5 protein-coding genes are annotated in these 4,321 nt (G+C 33.7%); 4 read left to right on the top strand and 1 reads right to left on the bottom strand.

Annotated features, from left to right (window positions below; genetic code table 11):
* Positions 1–80: 80 nt before the first annotated feature.
* A complete protein-coding gene (locus OZD66_RS05685) occupies positions 81–233 on the bottom strand; it encodes a hypothetical protein (RefSeq protein WP_275022477.1) in 153 nt (50 codons plus the stop codon).
* 33 nt (positions 234–266) lie between these two features.
* On the opposite strand from OZD66_RS05685, the gene OZD66_RS05680 reads away from it, so the two are divergent.
* The 4 genes from OZD66_RS05680 (at position 267) to gmk (ending at position 4,213) form a co-directional block, all read left to right on the top strand.
* Complete coding sequence (locus tag OZD66_RS05680) at positions 267–479, top strand: hypothetical protein (RefSeq protein ID WP_275022476.1); 213 nt, start codon at positions 267–269, stop codon at positions 477–479.
* Positions 480–632: 153 nt separating this feature from the next.
* The gene (locus OZD66_RS05675; protein ID WP_182366873.1) at positions 633–1,826 is read left to right on the top strand and encodes an ankyrin repeat domain-containing protein; all 1,194 of its coding nucleotides are present in this window, start codon (positions 633–635) and stop codon (positions 1,824–1,826) included.
* Positions 1,819–3,624 carry a pentapeptide repeat-containing protein gene (locus OZD66_RS05670; RefSeq protein ID WP_182366871.1) on the top strand — a complete coding sequence of 602 codons (1,806 nt, stop codon included), beginning with the start codon at positions 1,819–1,821 and terminating at the stop codon, positions 3,622–3,624. The genes OZD66_RS05675 and OZD66_RS05670 overlap by 8 nt, the downstream gene beginning before the upstream one ends.
* Complete coding sequence (gmk, locus tag OZD66_RS05665; protein ID WP_182366868.1) at positions 3,608–4,213, top strand: guanylate kinase; 606 nt, start codon at positions 3,608–3,610, stop codon at positions 4,211–4,213. The genes OZD66_RS05670 and gmk overlap by 17 nt, the downstream gene beginning before the upstream one ends.
* Positions 4,214–4,321: the final 108 nt, after the last annotated feature.

Below are 4,321 nucleotides of genomic sequence, written 5' to 3'. Positions count from 1 at the left end.
AAACATTCCTCTATTCGAATCCTTTCGTCGTGCTGTTGATTCTGCCTTCCTATGACCTGTTCGGACTATTATGAGAAATGCTATAAATTGCACAGCAAATGGTCAGTGCTTGGCACTGGAATAATGTCCTCCTTTGTCATCCCAGTGCCCAGACACTGGGATCCAGTTTTCCATATAATCTCATCGAAAATGTTGTAACCACTTCCTATGCTAGTTTGCTTGCTTACAAGCAAACTTTTCTGGATCCAAGTAGTCAGGGCACTGGGATGACAGGAGAAGGAGGCTACTTGCATGACACCATTCTTTTTTCTGGATCCCAGTGTCTGGGCACTGGGATGACAGGAGGAGGAGGCTACTTGCATGACACCATTCTTTTTTCTGGATCCCAGTGTCTGAGCACTGGGATGACGAGAAAGGAGCACTGGGATGACATCCTCCCTAGCGGAGATTGCTCTCAAATCACAATGTTCGTACAGTAAGCACTGACCACTTTGCTTCAATATTTGCGATGCCCCTGAACAGATACAAAAAATCTATTGTTTTTTTATAAATTAAATCCTAAGGCATTTTTTACTGTAGATTAATCATTTGATTATAGTATCATTTTAATTAAGCTTATGCTTGGGATATTTATGAAAAATATTTTATATTTTATATTATTAGCTGTTGTATTCGGATCACTGAGCCTATTTGCTGTAGAGCAATTTGAAGAAAAGAAAATTGAATCAGTTCATAAAAACGAAAATGTAGGTGTAAGGGAGCAAGATAGCACAAATCAAAAAGATGAGTTAAAAAGCAACGTCGATGCTAAACAAACACAAGAGGCTGAGAGCAAAAGATTAGACGGCACTACCGATAAAGAGAAACTGCAACACAACGAGGACAAAGCTTCCGTGGTTGAAAAAACTATAAGTGAAGGTGAAAGGATTGATAAAGATTTGCCAAATGACCAGCTAGAAGGAAGCACAGACAAATTTGCTCAAAATTTACCAAATGTGGCCAATAAAGAAGTGAATAAAGATTTGAAACCAGAGCCTTTGCCTTTAAGTGCTGATTTAAATGAGAATACAGCTAACCCGCAAAAAAATCTACAAGCTGATCAGAAGATTGATATAAAAGATAATGAACTTTCAAAAAGTGATGCGAGTCAATTATTAGAGGAAAAAAAAGAAAAAGTAGAGAGTCAGTTTGAAGAAAAAAAAGTGAAAGAAACAAACAGTAATTCCAAGGACCGCAATAGAGTAAAACCTATAACTAAAAAAGATGAAGAAGAGCAAAGTGAAAAGAAAAGTTTACAAAAATGGACAAGGCTAAACAGAGAACCAATAAAAGAATGGGGTCATAAAGACATACAAAGCAAGTCAATATATAAACGACAATATGATAGCCTTAATGAGCATCTTCCTACAACTGTGTTTATTGATGATTACAGTAAGCAATTTTTTTACTGCATTAAGAAGAACAACTTAACTTGCTTAAGAGGAGTAATAAGTAAGCTAGAAAAAATTGGATTAACAATTCAAGAGATACTAAGGTTTAGAAATAAATTGGGTGATACTCCTCTCATTTATTCAGTTAAACAAGGTGAGGTAGACATAGTGCGCTTTCTCTTATTACAAGGTGCTGATCTTAGAGTAGTTAACAATAATTTTCAATCTCCAATTGATATAGCAATCGAAAAAAAGCAGATCAATATAATAAATGCGATTGCCGAAATGATGCCACATCTTTTGGAGGATAGAAAAATAGACAATAAAGAAAGCTCAGCAATGTACGATTGGGCTGTGAAAACGAAAGAAATACAGTGCGATAAGCAAGATGATTAGATTTTTGATATTAATTTTAGTTGGTCATTTATGTTATGGAAACGAAATAAATGATAAAAAAAATCAGATTAGTGATTTTTTAAACGCTTTGCGTGATGCAAAATACGTATCTTACAGTAAAAAAGACTTTGCTGAATTTTTGGTGCAGTGCCACAAAGAGGGCGTGCCAGAAGATTTTAAGAAAGGTTTTGGTTCTAACTTAAATGGAGCTAATTTTAACCAACTGTACCTAAGTAAATCTGTTTTTGATGGAGTAAGTCTGATTGGTGCTGATTTTTCTAACACCGATTTATCCGACGTGTCTTTCATTGATGTTGATTTACGTGGTGCTAATTTCTCCAATGCTAATTTACATGGCATTAAAATAAAAGATACAAATTTGAGTTTTACAAAATTTGTTTCTGCAAACTTAACAGATATCGTATTTGATCGGTCTAATGTTAGTTATGCTGATTTTATCAGTTCCGATCTCAAAAAAGTGAGTATGCACAACGTAATTGGTTTGCATACTAATTTCTCGAATGTGAAAATGAATTTCTCCAACTTATCAAACTCGAATGTTAGCCACGTAAATTTTAGTGATAGTGAAATAAGCGATACTGTTATGCAGAAAAACAACCTTGATAATGCAAGTTTCTTTGGAGTGGATGCATATAAATTAAAGATACAATTTTCTTCATTAAAAAATGCTAACATATATGGTGCAGAGTTAAAAGAATCAGACTTTACAGGTAGCAATCTTTCCGCTGCCTACCTTAATTCTTCTATCATAATTAACAGTAACTTCGACGAAACTAATTTAAGCAACACACAAATTTCCTATGTGAATGACGATAATTCAAGTTTTGTTCAATCTATACTAAATGGTTCCAAGATAAAGCATACATATGTTTCTGAAGCAAATCTTCAGGATGCTGATTTATCCAATATTGATTTTAGTTTTAGTGAACTGCATCAAGTTAATGTCTCTAATGCTGACATTCGTCACGGAAAGTTTCATAATACTAAAGTTGCGAATTCTAACATGAATGGCTCATTTTTTGACCATTCACTATTCACCTCTGCGAAGATAGAAGATTCAGACCTTTCTACAACTTCAATGTATAAGATAAAAATCCAAGACTCTCAAGTTTATAACAGCACGCTTTCTCACCATAATATTGATTCCAGTGAAATGGAAAATTCAACATTCTTTAATTTATTAGCTGATAATTCAAGCTGGTCTAATTTAAAAGTAACTAATTCAAATTTTATTGAAATCGATTTCAGATCTTCTTTGCTTCACGCTAATGCCTTTAGGAAAACTAGCTTTTTTCTTAGCAATTTGAGCAATTCAACAATTAGTGATATGTCTTTTCTCTCTTCAAGCATATATAAAAGTTCAGTTGTTGATGCTCACTTAACAGGTTGCAAATTTGATAATTCAATTTTGATTGACAATAAAGGACAGAAAAAACTTGCAGGTTCAGAAAATGCTATAACTTCGATTAAAGATTTGCAAGAGAAAATATCACAGGGTGAAAAATTTAATGTAAATTATTCTTACTTTGAATTTAAGAATATGAATTTAGAAAATGCCGATTTTTCTAATTCAACATTGAGTAGAGCAAAGTTTGTAAACGTTAATTTGAATAAGGCAAATTTTGAAAAAGCCGATTTGCGCTATACTGTCTTTGATAATTCTTCTCTTATTGGCACCAACTTATCAAATTCTAATTTAGAAGGTTCTAGCTTCTTAAACTCTGACCCAAAAAGCGTCATGTTAAAAAATGCAAAGAAAAATGACCGTAAAAAGTGAGGGCGTATTATTGGTTCTATCCTCCCCTTCTGGAGCTGGAAAAACTACTATATCAGCAAAATTACTTGAGCGATCAATTAATTTAGTTAGGTCTGTTTCTATGACTACGCGCAAGCCTCGCCCCGGCGAAATAAATGGAAAAGACTATTTTTTCGTTACCGAAGAAAAATTTCACGAGTTATGCGAAGCTGGTCAGATGCTTGAATACGCCAAAGTTTTTGAGAATTTTTATGGTATACCAAGAGATTTTATAGAGCAAAACCTGAGCAGTGGAATAAGCGTTTTACTAAGCATAGACTGGCAAGGAGCATTTCACTTATTCAAGCTCATGAGAAAAAAAGTTGTGAGTGTTTTTATACTTCCTCCTTCAATGGAAGAGCTTAGGTTGCGTTTGCAAAAGCGTAATAGTGATGATGCGAGCGAAATAGAGCGCAGATTAGCCGAAGCTCAAAAAGAGATAAGCAAACGTGATAAATATGATTATGTAATAATCAATGATGATATTGATAAAAGTGTAGAAGAGATAAGCTCCATACTAAATAAAGAAAGACTTAAAAAAGTAAAAGAAAAACCAAGCCTGGAAGACTGATAAAAACATCAATTTGCAGCAATAGTTCTCTAATTGCACATAAGTCAACAATAATTTTTACACAAATCAAAATAGCATATTTCCTCCGTAATCTTTAATAATTTTACA

This window comes from Wolbachia endosymbiont of Drosophila baimaii, assembly GCF_028982185.1.
GTDB lineage: Bacteria > Pseudomonadota > Alphaproteobacteria > Rickettsiales > Anaplasmataceae > Wolbachia > Wolbachia pipientis.
The sequence above is the reverse complement of the archived record's forward strand: the minus strand, read 5'-3'. Positions and strand labels throughout refer to the sequence as shown.

What these genes read in the sequence shown, in the direction of transcription:
- OZD66_RS05680 (WP_275022476.1), top strand. Translation starts at nt 267, where the DNA reads ATGACAGGAGAAGGAGGCTACTTGCATGACACCATTCTTTTTTCTGGA.
- OZD66_RS05675 (WP_182366873.1), top strand. Translation starts at nt 633, where the DNA reads ATGAAAAATATTTTATATTTTATATTATTAGCTGTTGTATTCGGATCA.
- OZD66_RS05670 (WP_182366871.1), top strand. Translation starts at nt 1,819, where the DNA reads ATGATTAGATTTTTGATATTAATTTTAGTTGGTCATTTATGTTATGGA.
- gmk (WP_182366868.1), top strand. Translation starts at nt 3,608, where the DNA reads ATGACCGTAAAAAGTGAGGGCGTATTATTGGTTCTATCCTCCCCTTCT.